24 protein-coding genes are annotated in these 26,370 nt (G+C 73.5%); 7 read left to right on the top strand and 17 right to left on the bottom strand.

The features are described 5' to 3' along the window. Window positions 1–3: 3 nt before the first annotated feature. The 9 genes from D7M15_RS26330 to D7M15_RS26290 all read right to left on the bottom strand — a co-directional run bounded on the left by D7M15_RS26330 (window position 4) and on the right by D7M15_RS26290 (window position 10,751). The gene (locus D7M15_RS26330; RefSeq protein WP_121519770.1) at window positions 4–1,398 is read right to left on the bottom strand and encodes an aspartate aminotransferase family protein; all 1,395 of its coding nucleotides are present in this window, start codon (window positions 1,396–1,398) and stop codon (window positions 4–6) included. 82 nt (window positions 1,399–1,480) lie between these two features. Further along, entirely contained in the window at window positions 1,481–2,503 is a 1,023-nt protein-coding gene (gene hpnH / locus D7M15_RS26325) for an adenosyl-hopene transferase HpnH (protein WP_121519769.1), read from the bottom strand. A gap of 7 nt (window positions 2,504–2,510) precedes the next feature. Beyond that, complete coding sequence (locus D7M15_RS26320) at window positions 2,511–3,137, bottom strand: 1-hydroxy-2-methyl-2-butenyl 4-diphosphate reductase (RefSeq protein ID WP_121519768.1); 627 nt, start codon at window positions 3,135–3,137, stop codon at window positions 2,511–2,513. Further along, window positions 3,137–5,272, bottom strand: a complete 2,136-nt coding sequence (gene shc, locus D7M15_RS26315; RefSeq protein ID WP_121519767.1) for a squalene--hopene cyclase — start codon at window positions 5,270–5,272, stop codon at window positions 3,137–3,139. Before shc ends, D7M15_RS26320 begins: the two co-directional genes overlap by 1 nt. Window positions 5,273–5,416: 144 nt before the next feature. Next, window positions 5,417–6,529 carry a polyprenyl synthetase family protein gene (locus D7M15_RS26310; protein WP_121519766.1) on the bottom strand — a complete coding sequence of 371 codons (1,113 nt, stop codon included), beginning with the start codon at window positions 6,527–6,529 and terminating at the stop codon, window positions 5,417–5,419. Next, window positions 6,526–7,986 carry a hydroxysqualene dehydroxylase HpnE gene (hpnE, locus tag D7M15_RS26305; RefSeq protein WP_121519765.1) on the bottom strand — a complete coding sequence of 487 codons (1,461 nt, stop codon included), beginning with the start codon at window positions 7,984–7,986 and terminating at the stop codon, window positions 6,526–6,528. The genes D7M15_RS26310 and hpnE overlap by 4 nt, the downstream gene beginning before the upstream one ends. Then, window positions 7,983–8,945 (bottom strand): presqualene diphosphate synthase HpnD, encoded by a 963-nt coding sequence (hpnD, locus tag D7M15_RS26300; protein WP_121521445.1) that lies wholly within the window; start codon window positions 8,943–8,945, stop codon window positions 7,983–7,985. Before hpnD ends, hpnE begins: the two co-directional genes overlap by 4 nt. An 8-nt stretch (window positions 8,946–8,953) precedes the next feature. Next, window positions 8,954–9,868 (bottom strand): squalene synthase HpnC, encoded by a 915-nt coding sequence (gene hpnC, locus D7M15_RS26295; RefSeq protein WP_121519764.1) that lies wholly within the window; start codon window positions 9,866–9,868, stop codon window positions 8,954–8,956. A 172-nt stretch (window positions 9,869–10,040) separates the two neighbouring features. Further along, window positions 10,041–10,751 carry a TetR/AcrR family transcriptional regulator gene (locus tag D7M15_RS26290; RefSeq protein ID WP_121519763.1) on the bottom strand — a complete coding sequence of 237 codons (711 nt, stop codon included), beginning with the start codon at window positions 10,749–10,751 and terminating at the stop codon, window positions 10,041–10,043. Window positions 10,752–10,839: 88 nt separating this feature from the next. Here D7M15_RS26290 and D7M15_RS26285 point away from each other — a divergent pair, with 88 nt between their 5' ends. Then, window positions 10,840–13,080, top strand: a complete 2,241-nt coding sequence (locus tag D7M15_RS26285; RefSeq protein ID WP_121519762.1) for an MMPL family transporter — start codon at window positions 10,840–10,842, stop codon at window positions 13,078–13,080. A 108-nt stretch (window positions 13,081–13,188) separates the two neighbouring features. Here the strand turns inward: D7M15_RS26285 and D7M15_RS26280 are convergent, their stop codons facing one another. From D7M15_RS26280 to D7M15_RS26250, 7 genes are all read right to left on the bottom strand, one after another. Further along, window positions 13,189–14,013 carry an ABC transporter ATP-binding protein gene (locus tag D7M15_RS26280; RefSeq protein ID WP_240649502.1) on the bottom strand — a complete coding sequence of 275 codons (825 nt, stop codon included), beginning with the start codon at window positions 14,011–14,013 and terminating at the stop codon, window positions 13,189–13,191. Continuing rightward, entirely contained in the window at window positions 14,000–14,938 is a 939-nt protein-coding gene (locus D7M15_RS26275) for an ABC transporter permease (protein ID WP_121519761.1), read from the bottom strand. Before D7M15_RS26275 ends, D7M15_RS26280 begins: the two co-directional genes overlap by 14 nt. Window positions 14,939–15,000: 62 nt before the next feature. Continuing rightward, entirely contained in the window at window positions 15,001–15,846 is an 846-nt protein-coding gene (locus D7M15_RS26270) for a glycosyltransferase (protein WP_121521441.1), read from the bottom strand. A gap of 38 nt (window positions 15,847–15,884) precedes the next feature. After that, complete coding sequence (locus tag D7M15_RS26265; RefSeq protein ID WP_206337426.1) at window positions 15,885–16,670, bottom strand: CDP-alcohol phosphatidyltransferase family protein; 786 nt, start codon at window positions 16,668–16,670, stop codon at window positions 15,885–15,887. After that, entirely contained in the window at window positions 16,648–17,712 is a 1,065-nt protein-coding gene (locus D7M15_RS26260; RefSeq protein WP_121519760.1) for an iron-containing alcohol dehydrogenase family protein, read from the bottom strand. The genes D7M15_RS26265 and D7M15_RS26260 overlap by 23 nt, the downstream gene beginning before the upstream one ends. Further along, entirely contained in the window at window positions 17,700–18,452 is a 753-nt protein-coding gene (locus D7M15_RS26255) for a phosphocholine cytidylyltransferase family protein (protein ID WP_121519759.1), read from the bottom strand. Before D7M15_RS26255 ends, D7M15_RS26260 begins: the two co-directional genes overlap by 13 nt. Further along, the gene (locus D7M15_RS26250; RefSeq protein ID WP_121521438.1) at window positions 18,449–20,326 is read right to left on the bottom strand and encodes a DUF5941 domain-containing protein; all 1,878 of its coding nucleotides are present in this window, start codon (window positions 20,324–20,326) and stop codon (window positions 18,449–18,451) included. Before D7M15_RS26250 ends, D7M15_RS26255 begins: the two co-directional genes overlap by 4 nt. Before the next feature lie 240 nt (window positions 20,327–20,566). Between D7M15_RS26250 and galE the strand changes: the two genes are divergently transcribed. The 3 genes from galE to idi all read left to right on the top strand — a co-directional run bounded on the left by galE (window position 20,567) and on the right by idi (window position 23,293). Continuing rightward, the gene (gene galE / locus D7M15_RS26245) at window positions 20,567–21,574 is read left to right on the top strand and encodes a UDP-glucose 4-epimerase GalE (protein WP_121519758.1); all 1,008 of its coding nucleotides are present in this window, start codon (window positions 20,567–20,569) and stop codon (window positions 21,572–21,574) included. Window positions 21,575–21,747: 173 nt separating this feature from the next. Continuing rightward, complete coding sequence (locus D7M15_RS26240) at window positions 21,748–22,683, top strand: cation diffusion facilitator family transporter (protein WP_121519757.1); 936 nt, start codon at window positions 21,748–21,750, stop codon at window positions 22,681–22,683. Between the two features lie 49 nt (window positions 22,684–22,732). Then, window positions 22,733–23,293 (top strand): isopentenyl-diphosphate Delta-isomerase, encoded by a 561-nt coding sequence (gene idi, locus D7M15_RS26235; protein ID WP_121519756.1) that lies wholly within the window; start codon window positions 22,733–22,735, stop codon window positions 23,291–23,293. An 80-nt stretch (window positions 23,294–23,373) separates the two neighbouring features. Here the strand turns inward: idi and D7M15_RS26230 are convergent, their stop codons facing one another. After that, window positions 23,374–23,841, bottom strand: coding sequence for an ATP-binding protein (locus D7M15_RS26230; protein ID WP_240649500.1), 468 nt, complete (start codon window positions 23,839–23,841; stop codon window positions 23,374–23,376). 286 nt (window positions 23,842–24,127) lie between these two features. Here D7M15_RS26230 and D7M15_RS26225 point away from each other — a divergent pair, with 286 nt between their 5' ends. From D7M15_RS26225 to D7M15_RS29455, 3 genes are all read left to right on the top strand, one after another. Further along, window positions 24,128–25,045: an enoyl-CoA hydratase/isomerase family protein gene (locus tag D7M15_RS26225; protein ID WP_121521426.1), complete on the top strand. Its 918-nt coding sequence runs from the start codon at window positions 24,128–24,130 to the stop codon at window positions 25,043–25,045. A gap of 227 nt (window positions 25,046–25,272) precedes the next feature. Next, window positions 25,273–26,136: a hypothetical protein gene (locus tag D7M15_RS26220; RefSeq protein WP_121519755.1), complete on the top strand. Its 864-nt coding sequence runs from the start codon at window positions 25,273–25,275 to the stop codon at window positions 26,134–26,136. 92 nt (window positions 26,137–26,228) lie between these two features. Then, a complete protein-coding gene (locus D7M15_RS29455; protein WP_276314477.1) occupies window positions 26,229–26,351 on the top strand; it encodes an LPFR motif small protein in 123 nt (40 codons plus the stop codon). Window positions 26,352–26,370: the final 19 nt, after the last annotated feature.

Raw genomic sequence — 26,370 nt, 5'->3', positions numbered from 1 at the left:
GGTTCAGCCGCCCTGGCGCGCCGGTGCCACGGCCTGCCGCATGAGCGTGCGCCCGAAGTCCCACATCAGCCCGCCGCCCCGGTGCGCCTCCTCCATCACCTCGGTGAAGGCGGTCACGAACCGGTCGACCTCCCGCTCCCCCACGATCAGCGGCGGGATCAGCTTGATGACCTCCAGGTGGTCACCGGAGACCTGGGTCAGGATCCGGTGCCTGCGCAGCAGCGGTACGACGACCATCTGCGCGAACAGGCCCCTGCGGGCCGCCTGGAGCATGGTCCACCTGCCGCGCAGCCGCAGCGACGACGGCCGCCCGAACTCGATGCCGACCATCAGCCCCCGGCCGCGTACCTCGTGCAGCAGCTCGTACCTGTCGACCAGCGCGGCGAGACGTTCCCGCAGCAGGCCGCCGACGCGGTGGGCGCGCTCGGTCAGCCCCTCGTCCTCGATGACCCGGAGGGTGGCCAGACCGGCGGCCATGGCCTGCGCGTTGGCGCCGAAGCTGGCGGAGTGGACGAGGACGCGGTCCATCGACGAGTACACCTCGCGGAAGATCCACTCCTTGCCGAGCGTCGCCCCCACCGGCACGTAGCCGCCCGAGAGCGCCTTCGCCACGCACACCAGGTCCGGGTCGACGCCGTCCTCGTGCTGGTACGCGAAGAAGTCGCCCGTACGCCCCAGGCCCGTCTGCACCTCGTCCACCACGAGCAGCGCGCCGTGCCGGTGCAGGGTCTCGCGGGCGGCGCGCAGATAGCCGTGCGGGGCCGCGTGCACGCCCTTGCCCTGGATCGGCTCGACGACGAGCGCGGCCACGTCGCCCTTCGCCAACTCCCTTCGCAGCGCGGCGAGATCGCCGAGCGGAACGGGTGTGTCGGGGAGCAGCGGGGCGAAGCCGTCGCGGAATGCCGCTTCCCCGTTCACGGAGAGCGCTCCTGTGGTGAGACCGTGAAAAGAGTGTGGGCAATGGAGAATTCGAGGTTTTCCCGTGGCGTAGCGCGCGAATTTCAACGCGGTCTCGACCGCCTCGGTGCCACTGTTTCCGAAGAACACGCGATCCAATCCCGGTGCGTGGCCCAGGAGTTGTTCCGCGAGCAGTCCCGGCAGCGGTCCGCAGTCGAAGCGGGTGAGGTCGGGCAGGGACGCGTCCAGGACGTCGTGCAGTGCCTTCCGTACGACGGGGTGGTGGCGTCCGAGGGCCATCACCCCGAACCCGGCGAGCATGTCGAGGTGTTCGCGTCCCTCGGTGTCGTAGAAGTACGCGCCCTCGGCCCGCTCGTAGACCTGGTCGAAGCCGATCGTGCGGAGCATGCGCGGGAGTTGGTGGTTCAGGTGGCGGGCGTGGAGGGCGTACGCCTCGCCGCCGCGCTCGGCCAGCAGCGCGGCCAGGTCGAAGCCGCTCACCGGACCCCCTCCCGTACGGCCGTGCCGTACGCGCGTGCCGGAACGGGAGGCGGCGGCATGGTGTCGGCCCTCCTTCCCCGGCTCAGCCGCGGTTCCCGTGCACGGTCTCGCGGGCCGCGCGCAGCGACTCCCGCAGCGAGCCCATGGTGGCCAGCACGGCGGTCGGTTCGTACCCGCAGTGCGCCATGCAGTTGGCGCAGCGCGGGTCCTTGCCCCGGCCGTACGCGTCCCAGTCGGTGTCCTCGACCAGCTCCCGGTAGGTCGGGACGTAGCCGTCGCTCATCAGGTAGCAGGGCCGCTGCCAGCCGAACACCGAGTAGTTGGGGATCGCCCACGCCGTGCACGGGAAGTCGGCCCTGCCTTCGAGGAAGTCGAGGAAGAGGGGGCTGTGGTTGAGCCGCCAGCGGGCGCGGTTGCCGCCGGCGAACGCCTTGCGGAACAGCTCCCGGGTCTGCTCGACGCCGAGGAAGTGGTCCTGGTCGGGCGCCTTCTCGTAGGCGTACGCGGGCGAGATCATCATCTGGTCCACGCGCAGGTCGTCGTTGAGGTAGTCGAGCACCTCGACGACGGTCTGCGGGGTGTCGGTGTTGAAGAACGTGGAGTTGGTGGTGACCCGGAAGCCGCGCCGCTTGGCCTCCTTCATCGCCGCCACGGCCTCGTCGAAGACGCCTTCCTTCGCGACGGAGGCGTCGTGCCGTTCGCGCAGCCCGTCGATGTGGACGGCGAACGCGAAGTAGGGCGAGGGCGTGAACCTGTCGAGGTGCTTGCGCAGCAGTACGGCGTTGGTGCACAGGAAGACGTACTTCCTGCGCGCGACCAACTGCCGTACGATCTCGTCGATCTGAGGGTGCATCAGCGGTTCGCCGCCCGCGACGGACACCATCGGTGCGCCGGACTCCAGCACGGCCCCGACGGCCTGGGCGACGGGCATCCGCTGCTTGAGCACGCCCGCGGGGTGCTGGATCTTCCCGCAGCCCTCGCAGGAGAGGTTGCAGGCGTAGAGCGGCTCCAACTCCACGATCAGCGGGAACTTCTCCCGCTTGCGCAGCTTCTGTCGCAGCAGGTACGTACCGACGCGGACGGACTGGCGGAGGGGCATGGCCATGTCTCGGTCACCTCCGGGGTGGTGGCAGGGAGCGTTGCCATTCGAGGAACGCGGGCAGGACGGCGCGCAGGACGCGGAATGCCGATACTCCTCCCCGGAACGTCCCGACCCGGACCAGTTCGTGTCCGGGCGCGTCCACCACCACCCGTACGGCGGCAACGGGGCGGTCCGGGGCGTCCCACAGGGCGGTGCGGAGGACGGCGGCGGACTCCATGTCGGCGGCGACGGCGCCGGAGGCGCGCAGCGCGGCCCGGCCCGCTCCCCGTACGACGTGGCCGACCCCCGCGAGGGGGCCGGTGTGGACGGTCGCCAGCGGGGCGAGGGCGGCGGCGAGGTGCCCGGTGGCGGTGCAGGCCGTACGGGCGGGGCCCGCACCGGGGCCCGGCACCTCGTACGCCGTCTCCGCCAGCACGACGTGCCCGGGGCGCATGCCGGGGACGAGGCCCGCGCAGAAGCCGGTGGCGAGGACCGCCGTACGGCCCGGCGCGGGCTCGTCGCGCAGCGCCCGCGCCACGGCGCGCGCCGCCGCGTCGGGGCCCATGCCGGTGCGCAGCAGCGTGGCGCGGCCGCGCGTGGCGCGGGCGAGCGCCAGCCGCTCGACGCCCAGGGCGCAGACGACGAGCAGCGGCGGCATCAGCGGGCCCGGCCGTCCCGCTCGTCGGTGCCGGTGGTGGTGCCGTCGCCCGTGCCGTCGCTCGTGCCGGTGCCGCCGTGCAGGTAACGGCCGAGGGCGGTGACGGGGAACACCAGCCGGTACAGGTGGTAGTTGATGGAGAAGTCCCAGGGGAAGCCCGTGCCGGTGAACCACGGCTCGTCCCAGGTGCCGTCCGCGCGCTGCGTGCCCGCGAGATGCGCGACCCCACGCCGTACGGCGTCGCCGTCCCGCTCCCCCGCCGCCAGCAGCGCGAGCAGCGCCCACGCGGTCTGCGACGGGGTGGAGGCGCCGCGCCCGGCCCAGTCCGGGTCCCGGTACGAGCGCAGGTCCTCGCCCCAACCGCCGTCCTCGTTCTGGACGTCCACCAGCCAGTCGACCGCGCGCCGCAGCGCCGGGTGCGTCGCGGGCAGCCCGGCGTCGACGAGCGCGGGCACCACGGCGCCGGTGCCGTACAGGTAGTTGACGCCCCAGCGCCCGAACCAGGCGCCGCCCGGCTCCTGTTGGGCGAGCAGCCAGGCGACGGCGCGCCGGTTCGCCGGGTGGTCGCGGTGGCCGGCTCGGGACAGCATCTCCACGACGTGCGCGGTGACGTCGGCCGAGGGCGGGTCGACGACCTCGCCGAAGTCGCAGAACGGCAGCCGGTCGGGCAGCTCGCTGGTGTTGTCGGCGTCGAACGCGCCCCAGCCGCCGTTCGCGGACTGCATGCCCAGCGTCCAGCGGACCGCCCGGCGCACCACGCGGTCGACCCGCTCGGGGTCGGCGTGCCGTACGCGGTGGAGGGCGAGGACGACCTCAGCGGTGTCGTCGATGTCGGGGTAGTTGGCGTTGTGGAACTCGAACGCCCAACCGCCCGGCGGCAGTTGGGGCCTGCGTACGGCCCAGTCGCCGGGGCGTACGACCTGCTCCCCCAGCATCCAGTCGGCGGCGCGCGTCAACGCCGGGTGGTCCGCGGGGAGTCCGGCGTCGGTGAGGGCGACGGTGGCGAGGCAGGTGTCCCAGACCGGGGACTGGCACGCCTCGACCATCCGTACGGGCGCTCCGGCCGGTCCCCCGCCCGGCTCGTCGGCGGTCTCCTCGCGCCAGACCGCGAAGCGGTCCAGGGACTCCAGCCCGGCGCGCAGGACGGGGTGGTCGAGGTCGTAGCCGAGGAGGCGGAGGGCGATGAGCGAGTAGACGGCGGGCGGTTGGATGCCGCCCCAGCAGCCGTCGTTCTCCTGCCGCTCGACGATCCAGCGGGAGGCGTCGCGCAGCGCGGCGCGGCGCAGACCGCGCAGGGCCACGCCCCGGTACGCGTGGAGGGCGCCGTCGAGCCGCTGGAACGCCCCGTCCCAGGTGTACGCGGGGGCCTTGGCGCGTACCGGGTTCGGGCGGGCCGGGTCCCGGTGCAGCTCGTCGAGGCCGAACGGGGCGGGGCGTACGGGCCGGTAGGCGGAGACCACGGTGAGCGGGACGATGGTCTGCCGGGCCCAGCAGCCGAAGTCGTGCAGGTTGAGCGGGAACCACTTCGGCAACCAGATGATCTCCGGCGGCAGTTCGGGCAGGTCCGTCCAGCGCCACCAGCCGAACAGCGCGAGCCAGACGCGGGTGAAGACCCGGGTCCCGGCGATGCCGCCGTGGGCGCGCACCCACCCGGCGGCGGCCCGCATGTGCGGCGCCTCCGGCGCGTCCCCGGCGAGCCGGAGCGCGACGTACGCCTCGACGGTCGTGGAGAGGTCGCCGGGCCCGCCGTGGAACGTGCCCCACGTGCCGTCCGCCCGCTGCCGTGAGCGGACGTGACGGGCGGCGGCCCCGGTGGTGTGCGCGTCCCGGACGCCGAGGAACTCGCGCAGCAGCAGGTCCTCGGCGTCCATGGTGACGTTGGTCTCCAGGTCGCCCTTCCACCAGCCCTCCTCGTGCTGGAGGGCGAGCAGGTGCGCCACGGCACGGGCGTTGGCGCGTTCCGCGAGCGCGCGCGGGTCGGTGACCCGCGGGTCCCCGGCGGGGGTCGTGGCGGAGTCCCCGGCGGGGGCCGCGGCCGGGATGGCGGGGGCGGTCGGGGCGGGCGCGACGGGCCCTCCCCCGGTCCGTACGCCGGGCTGAACCGCCCCGGTGCTGCCGTCGGCTGTGGCCGTCATCGCGTCCCCTTCCGGGTGTCCGGTGTGCGATCGGTGCACCGCCGTGGCCGACCGGTGCACCGCCGTAACGGCCGCGGCCCCCCTTCCGTTACGTCACCCCCGCCGGTTCGCCCGCACCACGTCACCCCACCGGGTCACCGGCGGTCACTTCTGCCGTACGACGACGAAGTCCGCGAGTGCCACCAGCTCCTCGCGCACCGGGTCGGGCATGTCGATGCCGTCGAGCGCCTCCAGCGCCTTGTGGTGCTGCTCGCGGGCGATCGCGGTGGTGGCGTCGCGGCCGCCCGCCTCCTCGATGAGGGCCGCGCGGGCGGCGAACTCCGCCTCGTCGAAGTCCTCGAACTCCCGCTGGCTCTTCTTCACGTCCGCCGCCATCAGTTCCCCGAGGCGCCCGGCGGCCGTACCGCCCGCGGCGAGCGCGGCGACGACCGGCAGGGACTTCTTCCGCTGCCGCAGGTCGCTCCAGGTCTGCTTGCCGGTGGACTCCGGGTCGCCCCACACGCCCAGCAGGTCGTCGACGGCCTGGAAGGAGAGGCCGAGGTGGAAGCCGTACGCCTCCAGCGCGTCGGCCGTACGGTCGTCCGCGCCGCCCAGCACGGCGCCGATGGAGGTGGCGCAGGCGAGGAGGGCGCCGGTCTTGTTGCCCTCCATCTCCAGGCACTCGGCGACGCTGACGTGCACGCGGCCCTCGTAACTGATGTCCTGCGCCTGCCCGTCGATCAGCTTGCGCGTGGCGGAGGTGAGCCGCCGGGTGGCCCGTCCGGCGTCGACCGTGCCGAGTTCGAGGAGCAGTTCACCGGCGAGGGCGAAGAGGGCGTCCCCGACGAGGATGGCCTGCGCCGGTCCGTGCACCTTCCAGACGGTGTCGCGGTGCCGCCGCTGCTCGTCGCCGTCCATCAGGTCGTCGTGCAGCAGCGAGAAGTTGTGCACCAGCTCCACGGCGACGGCTCCCGGGACGCCCGTCTCCGGCGGTGCCCCGGCGGCCTCCGCGGAGACCAGGGCGAGCGCGGGGCGTACGGCCTTGCCGCCGTCCGCGTCGGAGGGGCGGCCCTCGGCGTCGATCCAGCCGAAGTGGTAGGCGGCGACGGTGTCCATGGGCGGCGCGAGCCGGTCCACGGCGGCGCGCAGCACCGGGGTGGCGAGCGTGCGGCCCCGCGCGAGCAGGGCGTTGACGCGCGCGAAGTCGCCGGTGGAGCGCGTTCGCGCCGGACTTGCAGTGTTCAACGGTGCTCCTGTGCGTTCTGTGCTGGCGTTCATACCGCCGCTGTCCTTCTTTCCGTACCGTGCGGTGGTCGGTCGTGCGGGCGCCCGTGGCCGCCCAGCGCTTCGCGGGCGGCCTCGACGCCGCTGCGCACGGCGCCCTCCATGGTCGCGGGCCAGCCCGTGTCGGTCCAAGCCCCGGCGAGTACGAGTCCGGGCAGCGCGGTGCGCGCGGGCGGTCGGAGCCGTCCCACTCCGGGGGCGGGCGCGAACGTCGCGGCGCGCTCCCTGGTGACGAAGAAGTCGCGGACGGCGGCGGAACGGGCGGCGGGCAGCAACCGCGCCAGCTCCGGCAGGTAGCGGCGGCGGAGGTCCGCGACGGGGGTGTCGATCTCGTCGGCGGCGGCGGACTGGGACAGCGCGAGGTACTGCCCGCCGCCGCTGAGGCCGGAGGGGCCCGTACGGTCGAACACCCACTGCACCGGCGAGCCCAGCGCGGCGAAGAACGGGCGGCGCAGCACCCGACGGTCGTAGACCACGTGGACGTTGAGGATCGGCGCGTCCCCGATCCGCAGCAGCCGGTCCGGTTCGGGCAGCGCGCCGTCCGGCAGCAGCCGGTACGCCTCGTGCTGCGGCACGGCCAACACGACGGCGTCCGCGTCCAGTTCCTCGGGGCGGCCGCGTACCGGCTCCGCGCGGCGGCTCGCGGCGACGCGCCAACCGCCGTACGGCGCGCGGGAGACGGCGCGGACGCGGGTGTGCGGCAGGGTGCGTACGCCCGCCCGGTCGAGCGCGGCGCGCGCGAGCCCGTCGTGCAGGTCGCCGAGCGGGGCGTGGGACACGCCGATGTCGGCGCCGCCGGGCGTGGTGAGCAGGCCGGTGCGGAAGACGCGGGCGGCGAGGCCGAGGGAGGAGTCGGCGGCGCGGGCGTTGAGGGTCGGCACGCCGACCAGCTCCCACAGCGCGTCGATGGCCCGCGCGGACTGCCCGTTGCGGCGCAGCCAGCTCGCGAAGTCGGCGCCGTCCAGGGCCGGGTCGTCCGGGTCGAGGCGGCCCAGGGCGAGAGCCGCGCGCGCGGCGGAGGCGCGTTCGGCGGGCGACAGGTGCGGGTAGGCGGCGAGTCCGGCGGCGAGGTGCAGCGGTACGGGCAGCGCGGTGCGCCGCAGCCGCCCGAGGCGGCCGGTCGCGGCGTCCAGCACGGGCACGTCGAGCCGGTGCTGGAGCGGCGCCCGCGCGGCGGCGCCGACGCGGTGCAGGAACCACTGGTACGCGGTGCAGCAACGCAGGTGCACGTGCTGCCCGTTGTCGACGGTGAGCGGTCCGACGGGCGAGTCCCGGCGGAACGAGGAGGCGAGCCCGCCGAGCCGCGGCCGGGTCTCCAGCAGGGTCACCGCGACCCCGGCGTCGGCCAGCCGGAGCGCCGCGGTGGTCCCGGCGAGTCCGCCGCCGACGACGACGGCCGTACGCCCGGAGCGCCCCGCCGCGCGTACGGGCGGCGCGGAGCCGGGCGTCACGCGGCGGCCCGCGAGGGCGTGTCGGGCGCGGGGCGGCGGGCGGCGTGCCGGGCGTCGAGCCCGGCGAGCCCGCGCGCGGCGACGTACGCCTTCTCCCGCGCGGGCAGCGAGACACGGCCGCGGAGCACGGCGTACGGGTCGCGGTCGATGCGGGCGAGCAGCCGCCGGTAGATCCCGGCCATGGCGGCGACGCACGCCGCGGAGCGGCGGTCCAGCATGGGCAGCAGCGTGAACCCCTCCTCGAACAGGGCGCGGGCGCGTCGTACCTCGAAGCGCACCAGACCGGCGAAGTCGGCGCCGGACGGCGGGGTGTCGTGGTGGAATCCGGCGGTGCAGCCGAATGCGGCGAGATCGTCGGCGGGCAGGTAGACGCGTCCGTTACCGGCGTCTTCCCGTAGGTCCCTCAGGATATTGGTCAGTTGGAGCGCCAGACCGAGGGTATCGGCGTACTCGGCGGCGCGGGCCGTGTCCCGCGCGCCCGGCGCGGTGCCGAGGACCCCGAGGGAGAGCCGTCCGACGGCTCCGGCCACGCAGCGGCAGTACGCGCGCAGGTCGGGCCAGGTGGCGTAGCGGCGGCCGCGTACGTCCATCAGCACCCCGTCGATCAGCTCGTCGAGGGCGTCCAGCGGGACCGGGTGGGTGCGCGCGGCGTGGTCGAGGGCGACGGCCACCGGGTCGGTGTCCTCGTCGCACACCCGGCCCTCCCGTACCCGTACGAGGAGCGCCCGGGTGTCCGCGAGGCGGGCCTCCTTCTCGACCGGGTCGAGCGCGCCGTCCCCGATGTCGTCGATGCGGCGCGAGAGGGCGTAGAGCGCGGACATGGCGCGCCGCTCGGGGGGTGGGAGGAGGCGGATGCCGTAGGCGAAGTTGCGGGCCTGCTGCCCGGTGACGGTCTCGCAGTAGCTGTACGCGGCGAGGACCGGCGGGGTGAGCCGCCGCTCGGTCCGGGTTGCGACCACGGTCGTGGTCACCCCTTTCTGCGCAGTGCGGTGCCCGTCCCGCGCAGCAGGCCGCGCGGGGTGGGCCGGGGTGGTCCGGGCAGCACGTCGTAGCGTGCGGCGCGGATGGCGTGCAGGGCTGCGCGGCCGCCGCCCACGTACCCGGCGAGCAGCAGCCGGAGGCGGCCGCGGACGCTCCGTACGAGCGGGGCGCCCTCGTCCAGGAGCCGCTGGGCGCGGTCGCACTCGAAGGCGACGAGGGCGCGTACGGAGGCGCCCGCGGTGGGCGCGGCGAGGTCGGCCTCGCGGACGCGGAAGCGCGCGAGGTCGGCGGCGGGGAGGTAGACGCGGTCGCGGGCGAGGTCCTCCGCGACGTCCTGGAGGTGTTCGACGAGTTGGAGCCCGGTGCAGACGGCGTCGGAGCGGCGTACGCGTTCGGGGGTGGCGGTGCCGGTGAGGGCGAGGACGAGGCGGCCGACGGGGTTGGCGGACAGCTCGCAGTAGGCGGCGAGCTGGTCCCAGTCGGCGTAGCGGGTGACCTTCTGGTCCTGCCGGCCCGCCTCGATGAGGCCGAGGAACGGGGCCGGGGCGAGGCCGTGCCGCCGTACGGTCGGCACGAGGCGGGCGAGCAGCGGGTGGCCGGGGACGGCGCTGGGGCGGCCGCCTCCGGCGGCGCGGAAGACGCGGTGCAGGTCGGCCTCGAAGGCGTCGAGGAGCGCGAGCCGGTCGTCGGCGCGGGCGGGGTCCACCCGGAGGTACGCGGCGTCGCGGCCGCCGGGGGCGAGGTCGCCGTCGCCGATGTCGTCGACGAGCCGCGCGTAGCCGTAGACGGCGAGCAGGTCGTCGCGCCAGGCGCGGGGGAGGAAGCGGGGGGCCACCGGGAAGTTCTCGCCGGTGGCCTTGGCGAGGACCGTGTGCGCGTGGGCTGCCGCCTCGGCGGTCACCGCGCGCGGCCAGGAACCGTGGGCGTCATGTCCCTGTTTCTACACCTTTGCCCCGGGAGCCGGATTTCGGACACGCCGCGCGGCTGACCTGCGGGGCGAGGCGCGTACGGGCCCGCGCGGCGGGGTGCGTACGGACCCGACGCGACAGGCCGGGCGGGGCGGCCGACTCCCGTCAGGGCGCGGTGAATCCGGCGACGAGCGTACGGAGGGCGATGTCGACGGCGGCGTCCCGCTGCTCCTCCGTGAGGGGCGCGAACGGGCCGTCGAGGACCAGCGTCGACAGGCCGTGCACCATCGACCAGGCGGTGACCTCGGCGCCGGGGCGCCGCGCGGGGGACATCCGGCCGGCGTCGACGAGTCCGTCGAGGATCTCGACGAGCATCCGGAACGAGCGGAACTGCCCCTCGTCCGCGTCCGCCCCCGGCAGCCCCTCGGCGGCGGGCCCGTCGCCGGGCACGGGCGGGGCCTCACCGGAGAGCGCGGCGGGCAGCCTGGTCACGTCGTCCGCGGTGTGGCAGAACGCCGAGCGGAACAGGCCGGGTTCGTCCAGCGCGAAGCCGATGTAGCCGCGACCCATGGCGAGCATCCGCTCCTCGACGGCCCGGGGGTGCGTGTCGGGGACGGCGCGCACGGCCGCCTCCATCCGTTCGGCGAGGCGCTGCTGCCCGGCCTCCTTGACGGCGAACAGCAGCTCCGGCTGCCCGGCGAAGTGCCGGTACGCCGCGGTGGGCGACACCCCGACCCGGCGGGCGGCGGCGCGCAGCACGACCGCGTCCGGGCCGCCGGCGCGGGCGAGTCCGACGGCGGCGTCGATGAGCGCGTTGCGCAGGTCGCCGTGGTGGTAGCGGCCCTTGCCTGCGGTGGTCCCCGAGCTGTCCTCCATGACCCCATCCTGCCCGATGTTGACAGCATTAACATCCCCTCCCTATGTTGGATGTTAACGCTGTGAACATCCAACAGGGGGATTCGCCATGCTGCACCGACTGGCCGACCTGGTCCTGCACCGCGCCCGCGCGCTGCTGCTCCTCACCCTCGTCGCCGTGATCGCCATGGGAGCCGTCGGCTTCGGCGCCTTCGGCGTCCTCCAGGGCGGCGGGTTCGAGGACCCCGACGCACCCTCCAGCCGCGCGCAGGAACTCGTCGACGACAGGTTCGGCGGCGACACCAACCTCGTCCTGCTCGTACGGGCCGACGACGGCCTCGACTCCCCCGCCGCCGAACGCGCCGGACGCGAGCTGACCGCGGGCGTCAAGGACGCCCCGCACGTCACCAACGTCGTGTCCTACTGGGACACCGGCGGCTCCGCCCTCACCTCCGAGGACGGCGACCAGGCCCTGGTCATGGCCCACGTCGAGGGTGACAGCACCACCCGGGCCGAGCACGCGGAGGACGTCGTCGACGCGTGGACCGGCGACCGCGGCGCCGTCACCGTACGGGCGGGCGGCGGCGTCGCGCTCGACAACGACGTGACCGAGCAGGTCTCCACGGACCTCGCGCTCGCCGAGGCGATCGCCGTGCCCCTCACCCTGGTCCTGCTCGTCCTCGCCTTCGGCAGCCTCGTCGCCGCGCTGCTGCCGCTGGCCATCGGGCTGATCGCGATCCTCGGCACGTTCGCGGAGCTGTACGTGCTCGGCAGCGTCACCGACGTGTCCGTCTTCGCCGTCAACCTCACCACCGCGCTCGGCCTCGGCATCGGCATCGACTACGGCCTGCTGCTGGTCAGCCGCTTCCGCGAACGTCTCGGCGCGGGCGACGAGGTCCCCGACGCGCTGCGCACGACCGTACGGACCGCCGGGCGCACCATCGCCTTCTCCGCCGCCACCGTGGTGGCCGCGCTCTCCGCGCTGCTGCTGTTCCCGCCGTTCTTCCTGCGCTCGTTCGCCTACGCGGGGATCGGCGTCGTCGCCATCGCCGCGCTCGCCGCACTGGTCGTCGTACCGGCCCTGCTCGCGCTGCTCGGCCACCGCGTGAACAGCGGGCGGCTGCCCTGGGCCCGGTCCGCGCGGCAGCCGGACGCGCCCGTGTGGGGGCGGCTGGCCGGGCTGGTGATGCGCCGTCCGGCGCTCACCGCGCTGCCCGTGCTCGCGGTGCTGCTGCTGGCGGCGAGCCCGCTGCTCGGCGTCACCTTCGGCACGCCGGACGAGCGGGTGCTGCCCGAGGACGCGCAGAGCCGCCAGGTGTCCACGGCCGTACGGGACGGCTTCCCCGGCAACGACGCCGACGCCCTCCAGGTCGTCACCCGCGGCCCCGTCGCCGAAGGCGAACTGGCCTCGTACGCCCAGCGGTTGGCGAAGCTGGACGGCGTCGTACGGGTCCAGGCCAGCACCGGCACGTACACCGCCGACGGCGTCGAGGAGCCCGGCCCCGCCCAGGCCGCGCTCGGCCGCCCCGACGCGCAGCGGGTCACCGTCACCAGCGGCCTGGAGTCGAAGTCCGACGCCGCGCAGGGCCTGGTCCGCGACGTACGGGCGACGGCCGGGCCGGGCGGTACGGAGACGCTGGTGGGCGGCGCGGACGCGCGGCTCGTCGACTCCAAGAAGTCGATCACCGACCGGCTCCCCGCCGCCGCGGGCATCGTGGTGGGCTCCACGTTCCTGCTGCTGTTCCTCTTCACCGGCAGTGTCGTGCAGCCGCTGCGCGCCCTGGTGCTCAACGCGATCAGCCTGACCGCGTCGGTCGGCGTGATGGTGTGGATCTTCCAGGACGGGCACCTGTCCGGCCTGCTCGGCTTCACCCCGATGCCGATGGACACCTCGATGACCGTGCTGCTGTTCTGCATCGTCTTCGGGCTGTCGATGGACTACGAGGTCTTCGTCACCAGCCGGATCAAGGAGCTGAACGACGCGGGCGCCGACAACGTCACCGCCGTCACCCGCGGCCTCTCCCGTACCGGCCGGATCGTCACGACGGCCGCCGCGCTGCTCGCCGTGAGCTTCTTCGCCTTCGGCACCAGCAGCGTCAGCTTCCTCCAGATGTTCGGCCTCGGCAGCGGGCTGGCCATCCTGATCGACGCGGTCGCCGTACGCGGTGTGCTCGTCCCGGCGGCGATGCGGCTGCTCGGGAAGCGGGCCTGGTACGCGCCGCGCGCGCTGAAGCGGCTGCACGCCCGGATCGGCCTCGACGAGGGCGGCCCGGCGGACGACCGGGACGTCCCGGGTGCGGACGGCCCCCGACCGGCGGCCGAGCCGGAGCGCACGCCCGCCGGGGTGTGACGCCCCGGCCACCGGGAACGGCGAGGACCCCCGCGCGGAAGGAAGGCGCGGGGGTCCTCGCGTGTGCCGGAGCACCGTGCCGGGGGACGTGCCCCGGCGGGCGGGCGGCTACTTGCCCGTGAACTTCTCGTACTCCTTGAGCACCTCGTCCGTCGGCCCGTCCAGGCGCAGTTCACCGTGCTCCAGCCACAGCACACGGTCGCAGGTGTCCCGGATGGACTTGTTGTTGTGGCTGACCAGGAACACCGTCCCGGCCTCCTTGCGCAGCTCGCGGATACGGGCCTCGGACCGCTTCTGGAACTTCTTGTCGCCCGTCGCCAGCGCCTCGTCGATCATCAGCACGTCGTGGTCCTTGGCCGCCGCGATGGAGAAGCGGAGCCGGGCGGCCATGCCGGAGGAGTACGTGCGCATGGGCAGGGTGATGAAGTCGCCCTTCTCGTTGATGCCGGAGAAGTCGACGATGCCCTGGTAGCGCTCGCGGATCTGTTCCCGGCTCATGCCCATCGCCAGACCGCCGAGGATGACGTTCCGCTCGCCGGTCAGGTCGTTCATCAGCGCCGCGTTGACACCCAGCAGGGACGGCTGGCCGTCGGTGTAGACCTTGCCGCGCTCGGCGGGGATCAGGCCCGCGACGGCCTTCAGCAGCGTGGACTTGCCGGAGCCGTTGGAGCCGATGAGGCCGATGGCCTCACCCCGGTACGCGGTGAAGGTGACGCCGCGCACGGCGTGCACCTTGCGGACGCCCTTCTCCCCGCCGCGCCGCACCATGCGGCTCAGCGCGGCGGTCGCGGAACCCTTGCCGCGCGGGCCGCCGTTGACGCGGTAGACGATGTGCAACTCCTCGGCGATGACCGTGGGCACCCACCGGTCGGCGTCGGACCGCGCCGCGGCAGCCGCGGACTTCGCGTCGCTCGACTTCTCAGCCACGGCCATAACGCTCCTCCGCCTTCCAGAAGAAAACAAACCCGCCGATGCCGGCGACCACGGCCCAGCCGACCGCGAGCAGCCAGACGTGACCGTCGAGGTGCTGGTGGTGCGGCCCGTCGATCAGCGCGTACCGCATCAGCTCCAGGTACACCGAGATCGGGTTCGCCAGCAGCACGTCGGTCACCCACGCCGGGATGTCGTCGTGCTTCTCCAGCATGTACTCCAGCGGGAAGATCACGCCCGACGCGTACATCCAGGTGCGCAGCAGGAACGGCATCAGCTGCGACAGGTCGGGGGTCTGCGCGCCGAGCCGGGCCATCATCAGCGCCAGGCCGACGTTGAAGACCAGCTGGAGCGCCAGCACCGGGATGATCAGCGGCCACAGTCGCGTCGGGTAGTGCTGGAAGCCGATGAGGATCGCCGCCAGCACCGTCATCGAGTAGAGCAGTTGCTGGAGTTGCTGGAGGGAGAAGGAGATCGGGAGCGAGGCCCGGGGGAAGTGCAGGGCCCGTACCAGGCCCAGGTTCCCCGATATGGCCCGTACGCCCGTCATCACCGACTGCTGCGTGAACGTCCAGACGAAGACGCCGGTCACCAGGAACGGGATGTACTCGTCGTTCTCCATTCCGCCGCGGCCGCCCATGAGGATGCCGAAGATGAAGAAGAACACGGCGGCGTTCAGCAGGGGCGTGAGCACCTGCCACACCTGGCCCAGCTTCGCCTGGCTGTACTGCGCGTGCAGCTTGGCCCGCGAGAAGGCGAGGATGAAATGTCGCCGCTCCCACAACTGCCGGACGTAGTCGGGCAGGGAGGGCCTCGCTCCGCTGACGGTCAGGCCGTACTTCTCCGCGAGCGCTGCCGGCGACAGGCCCTGGTCGGATGACGGCGGGGAATTCACGGCGACCGCACCCTCGTGCGTTGTCTCGCTCACGTTGAAACTTTCGTCCTCACTCTGCAGTGACTGAGCCCCCGATGTTCTCAGACCCGAGCTTGTCAGATCACGGGAGGGCGGCCCAGCCGGGTGAGCCGCCAGACCGTCCGCCAGCTCATCGGTCTGCGCGGCCCGCACGGGCTGCTCCAGCCCTCGCGGAAGCCGCCGAGCCACGCGCGGAGCGCGGGCCGCGACGGCCGCCGCAGGAGCGTCAGCAGCAGCCATGTGCCGAGGTACGCGGGGATGAGCGGCAGCGGCAGGTTGCGCCGGGCCAGCCAGACGCGGTTGCGGGCCACCATGCGGTGGTAGACCGCGTGGCGGCTGGGCGCGGTGGTCGGATGGTGCAGCACCATGTCGGCGCGGTAGTCGATCGCCCAGCCCGCGTCCTGCGCGCGCCATGCCAGATCGGTCTCCTCGTGCGCGTAGAAGAACTCGTCGGGCAACCCGCCGACCTGCGCCAGCACCTCCGTGCGTACGGCGTTCGCGCCGCCCAGGAAGGTGGTGACGCGGGAGGAACGGAGCGGGTCCGAGGCGCGCAGCCGGGGGACGTGGCGGCGCTGGGTCTCGCCCGTGTCGGGGTCCGCGATGCGGAAGCTGATGATGCCGAGCTCCGGGTCGGCCGTGAACGCCGAACGGCACAGCTCCGCCGTGTCGTTCAGTGGCAGCAGCCCGTCATCGTCCAGGAACAGGAGCGCGTCGACGTCGGTGCCACCGGGGCCGAACGCCTCGATCCCGACATTGCGCCCACCGGGGATGCCGAGATTTTCCGGAAGCTCGACCGTCCGTACACCTTCCGGCAACTCGGGCAACGGCGCCCCGTTACCCACCACCACGACCTCCACCGGGTCGCCGTCCTGCTTGGCCACCGAGTCGAGCAGCGCGCGGAGTTCCTCGGGGCGGTTGCCCATCGTGAGGACGACCGCGCCCAGCCGCGTCACCGGGCCGCTCACTTCAGCCTGCTCGACGCGAGGATGGACACCAGGTGCAGCAGCGTCTGGAGGACGGCGATGGCCGCCAGCACCGCGACGCCGAGCCGGGTGAAGAACAGGTCGCCGCGCACCAGGTCCAGCACGGCCACGAAGAGGATCAGCAGCGACGCCTCGACGCCGCCCACCAGCCGGTGGAACTTGAGCGCCGCCGCCGCCCGCCGCGCGAGCGCCAGCCCGGAGGAACGGGGCGTCGCCGCCTCGTCCTTGACGGCCGCGAGGCCGCTGCGCGCCCGCGCCACGTCGACCAGGTCGGTCTCGGCCTTGATGAGGATCGCGCCGAGCGCGGCGACCGTTCCGACGAACGCCCACAGCCAGTTCGTACGGTCGCCCTCGACATGGAAGACGTCGGCCGCCCGCACGCCGAAGCCGACCAGCAGGGCGGCCTCGGACAGGTAGTGGCCGACGCGGTCGAGGTACACGCCGGTTATCGACGTCTGGCCGCGCCAGCGGGCGACCTCCCCGTCCACGCAGTCCAGCAGCAGGTACAGCTGGATGAGCAGAGCGCCCAGCAGCGCCCCCGGCAGGCCCGGCACCAGGAGTGCCGCGCCCGCCAGGACGCCCGCGACGACCATCAGGTACGTCAGCTGGTTGGGCGTGATGCGGGTGTTCACCAGGTACGGGTCGCAGCGCAGCGAGATCTCCCGCATGTACAGGCGCCCGGCCCAGTGCTCACCGCTGCGGCGGTCCTTCACCCCGTCGGGGTGGACGACCGGCCGGAGTTCAGCTACCGATGGCTTGTGCATATTCGGCGTACGCGTCCCTGATCTGGTCGGCTGACAGGTCGAGGTGCTCGAGGATCGTGTAGCGCCCCGGGCGGGTCTGCGGCGCGTACTCGACGGCGGCGACGAACTCGTCCGCGTCGAAGCCGATCTCGGTGGACAGCACGGGCAGGCCGTGCCGCCGCAGGACTTCCGCGATGACCCCGGCCTCCTCGTGCGCGCCCCGCAGGTGCATCGCGAAGGCCGCGCCGAGTCCGCACTGCTCACCGTGGAGCGCGGAGCGCTTGGGGTACATCAGGTCCAGCGCGTGGCAGATCTCGTGGCACGCTCCGGACGCGGGCCGGCTGTCGCCGGCGATGGACATGGAGATGCCGGTGAGCACCAGCGCCTCGGCGTAGATGACGAGGAAGTCGTCGTCACCGATGCCGCCGGGGTTGCGCAGCACCGAGTCGCCCGCGCTGCGCGCCATCGCTGCGGCCAGCCCCTCGAACGCCTCACCCGTGACGCGGTGGGACAGCTCCCAGTCCGCGACGGCCGAGATGTTGCTGATCGCGTCACCGATCCCGGCGCGTACGTACCGCACCGGGGCCTCGCGGATCACGTCGAGGTCGATGACGATCGCGATCGGGTTGGGCACGCCGTACGAGCCGCGGCCCGCGTCGTTGTCCAGGGTGGAGACGGGTGAACACAGGCCGTCGTTCGCCAGGTTGGTGGCGACGGCGACCATGGGCAGGCCGACGCGCGACGCGGCGTACTTCGCGGAGTCGATGACCTTGCCGCCGCCGAGGCCGACGACCGCGTCGTAGCGCCCGGACTTCTTGATGTCGTCGGCGAGGCGTACGGCACCGTCGATCGTGCCGTCCGCCGCGTCGAACCACTGGGCGCCCGGCAGCACCGGGGAGATCCGGTCCCGCAGCGCCTGCCCCGAACGGGGGCTGATGGCGACCGCGAGCTTGCCGGACGGCGAGATGCGCTGGTCGGCCAGGAGGTTGCCGAGGTCGTTGAGTGCACCGGCCCGGATGTCGACCGTCAGGGGGGACGGGATCAGTCGGGTCAGTACCGGCATGCGATCTCCCGTCCCTTGGCGAGGTCGTCGTGGTTGTCGATCTCGACCCACGAGACGTCGCCGATGGGCGCGACGTCGACCTTGAAGCCGCGGTTGACCAGCTCCTGGTAACCGTCCTCGTAGTAGAGGTCGGGGTCGCGCTCGAAGGTCGTCTTCAGCGCGTCGGCCAGCTCCTCGGCGGCCTCGGCCTCGATGAGGGTGAGACCGATGTACTCGCCGGTGGCGTCCGCCGGGTCCATCAGCTTCGTGATGCGCTGAACGCCCTTCTCCGGGTCGGTGACGACCTTCATCTCCTCGTCCGCGAGCTGCTTGACGGTGTCGAGGGCGAGGATCACCTTCTGCCCGTGGCCGCGGGCGGCGAGCAGCGTCTTCTCCACGGAGACGGGGTGCACGGTGTCGCCGTTGGCGAGGAGGGCGCCCTGCTTGAGGACGTCACGGGCGCACCAGAGGGAGTAGGCGTTGTTCCACTCCTCGGCCTTGTCGTTGTCGATGAGGGTGAGGGTGACGCCGTACGTGCGCTCCAGCTCGGCCTTGCGCGCGTACACCGCCTCCTTGCGGTAGCCCACGACCACGGCGACGTCGGTCAGGCCGACCTCGGCGAAGTTCGCGAGGGTGAGGTCGAGGATGGTCTTGGGCTCCCCCTCCCCCTCGGGGCCGACCGGGACGAGTGCCTTCGGCAGGGTGTCGGTGTAGGGACGCAGACGCCGTCCGGCGCCAGCGGCCAGCACGAGGCCGATCATGCGGGTTCTCCTGTTTCGTCGTGTACGGCGGGTGCTCCGGAGGAGACCCAGAAGCGGACGCTCTCGCTGAGCACCCCGGCCGCGATGGCCGCGGCGAGCACGGTCAGCGCGAGGGTGAAGCCTTGTCCGGTGCCGCCCGCCCAGAGGGCGGCGGCGACGGTGACCGCCAGGGTCCGTCCCTCGTGCCCCCCGATCGCCCGCACCAGCGGGAGCGGAGGCGCTCCCGTGCCGCCGCGGATGCGGTACACCGTGTCGTAGTGATGGTAGGCGACGGCGGCCACCAGCCCGAAAGCGGCGGGCAACGCGCCGTTCACCTCGGAACGGGCCGCGAGCACCAGCAGTGTGCAGTATTCCGCCATACGGAAGAAGGGCGGAACCAGCCAGTCCAGCGGGCCCTTCAACGGCCGGGCCACCGCGACCCCGGCGAGCAGCAGGTACGCCAGCGCGCCCGCGACCGGCCACCAGCTCCCGACCGGCGCCCACAGCGCCGTACCCGTGACGGCGGCGGCGCCGAGCGCGGCGGCCGTCGGCGCGAGGGGCAGGCCGCCGAGGCGGCGGGCGGCGGGGACTGCGCCGTGCGCGACGAGCGCGGCGGCGGCGCCGCTGTCCGCCAGCTCCGCGAGGGCGAGCGCGGCCCGGTCGGTGCGCTCCGCCCGGCGGGTCACCGAGCGCAGCACGCGTCCGGCCGTGGTGTAGCAGGCCGCGAAGGCGCAGCCCGCGATGAGCACCCAGAGGGTGGTACGCGGTGTGGTGCACGCGGTGAGCACGGCGATCAGCGCCCACCGCTCACCGATCGGCAGCACGATCATGCGGCGCGCCCACACCGTCCAGCCCGCGCTGTCGAGACGGTCCGAAAGGGCCGCCGTGGGGCTGGTGTTGGCGGTGGCGTCGTGGTTGGCCTCGGTGAAGGAGAAGTCGACGACGTGGCGCGCGGTCTGGAGCACCATGGCGCCGAGCGCGAGCGCCCACACGTCGTCGCCGCCGCGCGCGGCGCCCAGCGCGAGGCCCGCGTAGTAGGCGTACTCCTTGGCGCGGTCGAAGGTGGCGTCGAGCCAGGCGCCCATCGTCGAGTACTTGAGCGCGTAACGGGCCAACTGCCCGTCGGTGCAGTCGAGTACGAAGGAGGCGAGCAGCAGCAGGCCCGCCGCGACGAACCCGCCGCGGGTGCCGGTCGCGGCCGCGCCCGCCGCGACGAGGGCGGTGACCAGGGAGGCGGTCGTCACCTGGTTCGGGGTGAGGCCGCGCCGGGCGCACCAGCGGGCGAGGTAGCGGGAGTACGGGCTGACGCAGAAGGTGGTGAAGAAGCCGTCGCGGGACTTCACGGCGCCGCGCAGCCGTACGGCCTCGTCGTCGACGGCCGCGACGGCCTCGGCCGCCGCGCTCCGCTCCGCGTCGTCGGTGGGCACGGTGGCGACGAGCACGCCGAGTTCGGGCCGGTGGACGGCGGTGCCGTCGGCGTCGAGGGCGGCGGCGAGGGTGTCGGGGAGGGTACGGGTGCCGGGGCGCGTACGGACGGCGGCCGACGCGTCGGGGTCCGGGCCGGGGTCCGGGGCCGCTTCGGGGTCCGCGCCGGGGCTCGCGTCCGCCGCGAGGGCGCGCGCCAGCGCCGTACGGGCCTCCGGCCGCACGGTCACCGCGCCGGGGACGGCGGCGGCCGGGAAGCGGGGGTCGGTCAGGGCGAGCCGGAGGGCGTGCCGGTGGCCGACGAAGCGGGCGTCCACGACGGCGACCCGGTCACCGGCGGGCACCTCGCCCAGCGCGGCGGCCGCGCCCGACGCGTCCGGCACCATCCGCACCTCGAAACCCAGCGACCACAGATCGCCCTCCAGCGGCGACCCGGCGACCGGTTGACCGGTGAGGATGGCGGTGGACAGCGGTCTCACTCCTTGGCGGCTGGCACGTCCGCGGCAGGACGGCGTAACGTCCGGGCAGCGGTCGGGAAGAGCGCCCTCAACCGTTCGCCGGAGGGCGGCATTCGGCAGAGGTTATCGGATAGTTGGCGGCGGGCGTTCACCGCGCATTCACCGGGGCGGGGTTGCCGTGCCGGTGACAGCATGCTTGATCTTGGGCCGAGGTCCAAAACGGGGTCGTGGCGTGCCGGATAGGGTGCCGCCATGACGTGGTTGATCACAGGCGGCGCCGGATACATCGGGGCGCACGTGGTGCGGACGATGGCGGAGGCGGGCGAGCGGGTCGTCGTCCTCGACGACCTGTCGAGCGGCGTCGCGGACCGGCTGCCGCCCGAGGTCCCGCTCGTCCGCGGCTCGGTCCTGGACCGCGCCCTGCTCGACCGCACGCTGACGGAGCACGGCGTACGCGGTGTGGTGCACCTCGCGGCGAAGAAGCAGGTCGCGGAGTCGGTGGAGCAGCCCCTGCGCTACTACCGGGAGAACGTGCACGGGCTCACCGTGCTGCTGGAGGCGGTGGCCGCGGCGGGCGTGCGGCGCTTCGTCCTCTCCTCGTCGGCCGCCGTGTACGGCAGCCCGGACGTGGACCTCGTACGGGAGGACACCCCGTGCGTGCCGATCAACCCGTACGGCGAGACGAAGCTCACCGGCGAGTGGCTGGTACGGGCGGCCGGGCGGGCCCACGGCATCGGCACGGTGTGCCTGCGTTACTTCAACGTCGCCGGGGCCGTGCGGCCCGAACTCGCCGACACCGGCGTCTCCAACATCGTCCCGATGTTCTTCGACGCCCTCACCCGCGGTGTGCCGCCCCGGATCTTCGGCGGCGACTACCCGACACCCGACGGCACCTGTGTCCGCGACTACATCCACGTGCAGGACCTGGCGGAGGCCCATCTGGCGGCTGCCCGTCGGCTCGACGCCACCACCCCGGACGCGGGCGCCGACACGGGGGACGGGCCGGGGGACCTCACCGTGAACGTCGGCACCGGGCGGGGTGTCTCCGTACGCGGGATGGCGGAACTCGTCGCCCACGTCACCGGCCGCGACGACCTCCCCGCCGAGGTGGCGCCGCGCCGCGCGGGCGACCCGGCGCGGGTGGTGGCCGCCGCCGACCTGGCCGCGCGGGAACTGGGCTGGACGGCCCGGCTGGACGTGCCGGAGATGGTCTCCTCCGCCTGGGCGGGCTGGCGCCTGCGGCACCCCGCGACCGGCTGAGCGACGCGCTGGCGCCACCCGTCCGAGCACCCCGCCCAACCCTCTGACCTGGGAAGGAAAAGCGCAGGTCAGGGCAGATGACAACCGTCTTCAGTGCCACGTTGCCGGATACCCCCGGGCCGTAGTTCACTGGCGATCGTGAGCACGTTCGGCACGACGCGGAAGGCGGCACTATGGGCGCGGGACACGACCACGGAGCACTCCCGGCGGGCACGGCGGGCACGGCCGCCGCGGCCCACCGGGTACGGCTGCGGATCGCGCTCGGCATCACGCTCTGCGTGATGGTCGTGCAGATCGCGGGCGGGCTCGCGGCCGACTCCCTCGCACTGCTCGCCGACGCGGGCCACATGGCGACCGACGCGCTCGGGCTGGGCATGGCGCTGCTCGCGATCCACTTCGCGAACCGGCCGAGCAGCGCGCATCGCACCTTCGGGTTCGCCCGCGCGGAGATCCTCGCCGCCCTCGCCAACTGCCTTCTCCTGCTGGGCGTCGGCGGCTACATCCTCTACGAGGCCACCGCGCGCTTCTTCGAACCGGCCGAGACGGACGGCGGGTTGACCCTGGCCTTCGGCGCGTTCAGCCTCCTCGCCAACCTCGTCTCCCTCGCGCTGCTCATGCGCGGCCAGCGGGAGAGCCTGAACGTGCGCGGCGCGTTCCTGGAGGTGCTGGCGGACGCGCTGGGCTCGGTCGCCGTGCTGGTCTCCGCCCTGGTGATCATGGCCACCGGCTGGCAGGCGGCGGACCCCGTGGCGTCGCTGCTGATCGGCGTGATGATCGTGCCCCGGACGCTGCGGCTGGCGCGCGAGGCGCTGGACGTACTCCTCGAAGCGGCGCCCCGGGACGTGGACATGGAGGAGCTGCGGCGCGACATCCTCTCCGTGCACGGCGTCGAGGACCTGCACGACCTGCACGTGTGGACGATCACCTCGGGCATGCCGGTGCTGTCGGCCCATGTCGTCGTGGACCAGGACACGTTGGACGGCGTCGGCCACGAACGGGTGCTGCACGAACTGCAGTACAGGCTGGATTCCCGGTTCGACGTGGAGCACTGCACGTTCCAGCTGGAGCCACGTGGACATGCTGTCCACGAAGCCAGGTTGTGTCACTGACATACGGCACACTGGCCGGGTAACCGGACAAGCACAGGAGAAGGACGATATGGCGGACAGCTCGGCGGAGCCGATCATGCTCGAACTGGTCGACGAGGAGGGCAGGACGATCGGCACCGCCGAGAAACTGGCCGCCCATGTCGCGCCCGGCAGACTCCACCGCGCGTTCTCCGTCTTCCTCTTCGACGAGCAGGGCAGGCTGCTGCTCCAGCGCCGGGCCCTGGGCAAGTACCACTCCCCCGGCGTGTGGTCCAACACCTGCTGCGGGCACCCGTATCCGGGCGAGCCCCCGTTCGTGGCCGCCGCCCGGCGGGTGGGCGAGGAGCTGGGCACGGCGCCGACGCTGCTGAGCGAGGCGGGGACCGTGCGCTACAACCACCCGGACCCGGTGTCCGGGCTGGTCGAGCAGGAGTACAACCACCTCTTCGCGGGCTTCGTACGGGGTGAACTGCGGCCCGACGCCGAGGAGATCGCGGAGACGGTGTTCGTCTCGCCGGGCGAGTTGGAGAAGCGGCACGCGGACGGGCCGTTCTCGACGTGGTTCATGACGGTGCTGGACGCGGCCCGGCCGGTGATCCGGGAGCTGACCGGGCCCACCGCCGGCTGGTAACGCTCCCATCGGCGGCCGCGCGTCGTGACCGGCGACGCACGGCCGCCGGGGAGGGTGCGGAGCCGGGAGGGGCGTCAGCGTCAGACCGCGGGCGGGCCGGGCAGCGGCTCGCCGCCGCAGGTGCCCGGCAGCGGCAGGGCCGCCCAGATTACCTTCCCGCCGGAGCTCGTCTGCTCCACGTCGCAGACGCCGCCCGCCTCGGCGGTGACCGCCTTGACGAGGAGGAGGCCGCGCCCCCCGGTGTGCTGCCGGTCGGGGTCGGCCTCCAGGGCCTTCGGCCGGTACGGGTGCGAGTCCTCGACGGCGATCCGCACCCACGACGCGCCGAGGGTGACCTCCACGCCGACCTCGGGTGAGAGGAGGGCCGCGTGGCGTACGGAGTTGGTGACCAGCTCGGAGACGATCAGCAGCAGGCCGTCGAGCAGGTCGTCCGTCAGCGGTGCGCGCTGTCTGCGCACCAGGTCCCGGACGGCGTGCCGCAGTTGGGGCACCGCGGTGTCGACCGGTGGGGCACTGAACCGCCAGGTGCCCTCGTACCAGAGAGGCATGGCGCGCTCCTGAACCGGTGTCACGACCGGGGCGCGGCCACCACCGGTCTCCGGCGACAGACTCCCGCGGATCTTCATCTCCCGCACCCCGCTCCCATCGAGTGTTCTTGCATCTGTTCTTGCATCGAGTGTTGATATCTCACACCCGATGCCCGGTGCAGTGAATGGAAGTCGGCACTTATCGATGGAACTTGACAAAATAACTATGCCTTTTGGTCATGCCTGATCGGACTTGGCCTGGCGAATGCAACTTTCCGTGACCGCCGCGCGGGATACGATCGCGCTCATGGAGTCGACCGAGGCCGTCTTGGACACGCAGCGGCACAACGGAGTCGCTACGGTCACCATCCGTCACCCCGCGAAGCGAAACGCGATGACACCGGCGATGTGGCGGCAACTCCCCGTACTCCTGGCGGCACTTGCCAGCGACACGTCCGTGCGCGCACTGGTCCTGACCGGCGCGAACGGCACTTTCTGCGCGGGTGCGGACATCAGCACGCTCCGCGCGCACCTCGGTCACGGCGGGACGGACGAGGCCAGCGGTACGCACGGGGCCGGCGGTGAGTACGAGCCCGATGGGACGCAGGGGTCCGGCGCGGTGAACGACCCCCGCACGGAGAACGACCCCGGCGCGGTGAACGGCACGCCCCCGACCGCCACGACCGCCCCCGCGCGCGACGCGCAGGAGCTGGCGGTGGCCGCCGAGGACGCCCTCGCCGCCTTCCCCAAGCCCACGCTCGCCGTCGTACGGGGCCACTGCGTGGGCGGCGGCTGCCAGCTCGCCGCCGCCTGCGACCTGAGGTTCGCCGCCGAGGGCGCGCTGTTCGGGGTGACACCGGCGAAGCTGGGGATCGTCTATCCGGCGACGTCCACCCGGCGGCTGGTCCGGCTGGTCGGGCCCGCCACCGCCAAGTACCTGCTGTTCTCCGGCGAGCTGATCGGGACCGGGCGCGCGCTGCTCTGCGGGCTGGCGGACGAGGTGCACCCCGACGGGGACCTGGACGCGCGGGTGGCCGCCTTCACCGAGCTGCTCGCGACCCGCTCGCAGCTGACGCAGGCGGCGGCCAAGGAGTTCGCCGACGGCCCCGTGGACGCGGCGCGCGTCGCGTACTGGCGGCGGGAGTCGGCCGCGGGCGACGAGCTGGCGGAGGGTGTCGGCGCGTTCCTCGAACGGCGGGCCCCGCGCTTCGGCTGGTCGCTCTGACCGGCCGGGGCGCGCCGTACGACCCGTGCGCCGCCCGTACGGGCCACGGGACGCCCGTACGGTCCGTACGGCGCCCCACCGGCGCCCGTACGGGCACACGCGGCCCGTACGCCCCGTACGGCGCTCGCGTGCAGGTCCCGCAGAGGCCGCGCGCAGGTCTCGCACAGGCCGGACGGAATGCTTGCATCCCCTTCCGTCCCACATTTACCCCTCGGTAACGTGAGGCCATGACGACTCTCCCCGAGCGCGCAGGACGACGCTGCCACAACGTCCTGAACCCGCTGCACTCCGCCGCGTACTTCGCACCCGACCTGGCGAAGGAGCTGGCGCCGTACGGCATCGAGGACCCCTCGGCGGTCTACCTCGCCGGGCGGGCCGCGGCGATGGGCGCGGTGGGCCCGGGGGCGGTCACGGCGTCCTTCTACAACTTCAACCACACCCTCGTCGCCCGTTTCGTGCCCGAGGTCTGGGACTTCGCCTCGCCCGAGACGGTGCTCGCCGCGCGGCTGCGCTCCGTGGACGTGACGCTGCGCAGGCTGCTGGGCGAGGAGACCGTCGCCGGGAGCGAGGTCCGCGAGGCGGCGGAGCTGGCCCTGGAGGCCGCCCGCGGCTGCACCCGGCCCGGCCGCCCGCTGTACGCCGCCCACGCCGACCTGCCCGTGCCCGACGACCCGCACCTCGCGCTGTGGCACGCCGCCACGCTGCTGCGCGAGCACCGTGGGGACGCGCACGTCGCCGTCCTCCAGCACGCCTCGCTCGACCCGCTGGAGGCCCTGGTCAGCCATACGGCGAGCGGGCGCGGGATGGCCCCCAAGTGGGTGCTGTCCACCCGGGGTTACAACGAGCAGGACTGGACCGCGGCCCAGGACCGGCTGCGCGACCGGGGGTTGCTGGACGCCGGGGGCGAACTCACCGAGGACGGGCTGGCGTTGCGCAAGCGGCTGGAGGACGACACCGACGAGCTGGACCGGGGGCCGTACGAGCTGCTGGGCGCGGACGGCGTGGCCCGGCTGACGGATCTGGCCACGGGCTTCACCAAGTCCGCGTTGGAGAACGGCGCCTTCCCCGCGGACCTGTTCGGCAAGGGCTGACCGTCCGGGGACGGACCCGCCCGGCCCGCCGCGTGGGAAACGCGGCGCGCCGGGCGGGGTTTGGGAACGGCCGCGGCGGCAACTCGGGACCCATGAAGGCCATAGCTGACATCTTCCGGATGATCGGTGGCGCGATCGCCACCATCGTGACCCTGCCGTTCCGCGCCGTGGCGCGCCTGTTCAGCGGCGCCTCCAGGGCGGGCCGCCGGACCTGACCGTACGGCGTCACCACCC

Source organism: Streptomyces sp. Z26 (assembly GCF_003665095.1).
GTDB lineage: Bacteria > Actinomycetota > Actinomycetes > Streptomycetales > Streptomycetaceae > Streptomyces > Streptomyces phytohabitans.
The sequence above is the reverse complement of the archived record's forward strand: the minus strand, read 5'-3'. Positions and strand labels throughout refer to the sequence as shown.

Coding starts and splice junctions, on each gene's coding strand:
- hpnH (WP_121519769.1), bottom strand. CDS start 2,503: ATGGCCATGCCCCTCCGCCAGTCCGTCCGCGTCGGTACGTACCTGCTG.
- D7M15_RS26320 (WP_121519768.1), bottom strand. CDS start 3,137: ATGCCGCCGCTGCTCGTCGTCTGCGCCCTGGGCGTCGAGCGGCTGGCG.
- shc (WP_121519767.1), bottom strand. CDS start 5,272: ATGACGGCCACAGCCGACGGCAGCACCGGGGCGGTTCAGCCCGGCGTA.
- D7M15_RS26310 (WP_121519766.1), bottom strand. CDS start 6,529: ATGAACGCCAGCACAGAACGCACAGGAGCACCGTTGAACACTGCAAGT.
- D7M15_RS26290 (WP_121519763.1), bottom strand. CDS start 10,751: ATGGAGGACAGCTCGGGGACCACCGCAGGCAAGGGCCGCTACCACCAC.
- D7M15_RS26285 (WP_121519762.1), top strand. CDS start 10,840: ATGCTGCACCGACTGGCCGACCTGGTCCTGCACCGCGCCCGCGCGCTG.
- D7M15_RS26280 (WP_240649502.1), bottom strand. CDS start 14,013: ATGGCCGTGGCTGAGAAGTCGAGCGACGCGAAGTCCGCGGCTGCCGCG.
- D7M15_RS26270 (WP_121521441.1), bottom strand. CDS start 15,846: ATGGGCAACCGCCCCGAGGAACTCCGCGCGCTGCTCGACTCGGTGGCC.
- D7M15_RS26265 (WP_206337426.1), bottom strand. CDS start 16,670: ATGCACAAGCCATCGGTAGCTGAACTCCGGCCGGTCGTCCACCCCGAC.
- D7M15_RS26260 (WP_121519760.1), bottom strand. CDS start 17,712: ATGCCGGTACTGACCCGACTGATCCCGTCCCCCCTGACGGTCGACATC.
- D7M15_RS26255 (WP_121519759.1), bottom strand. CDS start 18,452: ATGATCGGCCTCGTGCTGGCCGCTGGCGCCGGACGGCGTCTGCGTCCC.
- galE (WP_121519758.1), top strand. CDS start 20,567: ATGACGTGGTTGATCACAGGCGGCGCCGGATACATCGGGGCGCACGTG.
- D7M15_RS26240 (WP_121519757.1), top strand. CDS start 21,748: ATGGGCGCGGGACACGACCACGGAGCACTCCCGGCGGGCACGGCGGGC.
- idi (WP_121519756.1), top strand. CDS start 22,733: ATGGCGGACAGCTCGGCGGAGCCGATCATGCTCGAACTGGTCGACGAG.
- D7M15_RS26230 (WP_240649500.1), bottom strand. CDS start 23,841: ATGCCTCTCTGGTACGAGGGCACCTGGCGGTTCAGTGCCCCACCGGTC.
- D7M15_RS26225 (WP_121521426.1), top strand. CDS start 24,128: ATGGAGTCGACCGAGGCCGTCTTGGACACGCAGCGGCACAACGGAGTC.
- D7M15_RS26220 (WP_121519755.1), top strand. CDS start 25,273: ATGACGACTCTCCCCGAGCGCGCAGGACGACGCTGCCACAACGTCCTG.
- D7M15_RS29455 (WP_276314477.1), top strand. CDS start 26,229: ATGAAGGCCATAGCTGACATCTTCCGGATGATCGGTGGCGCGATCGCC.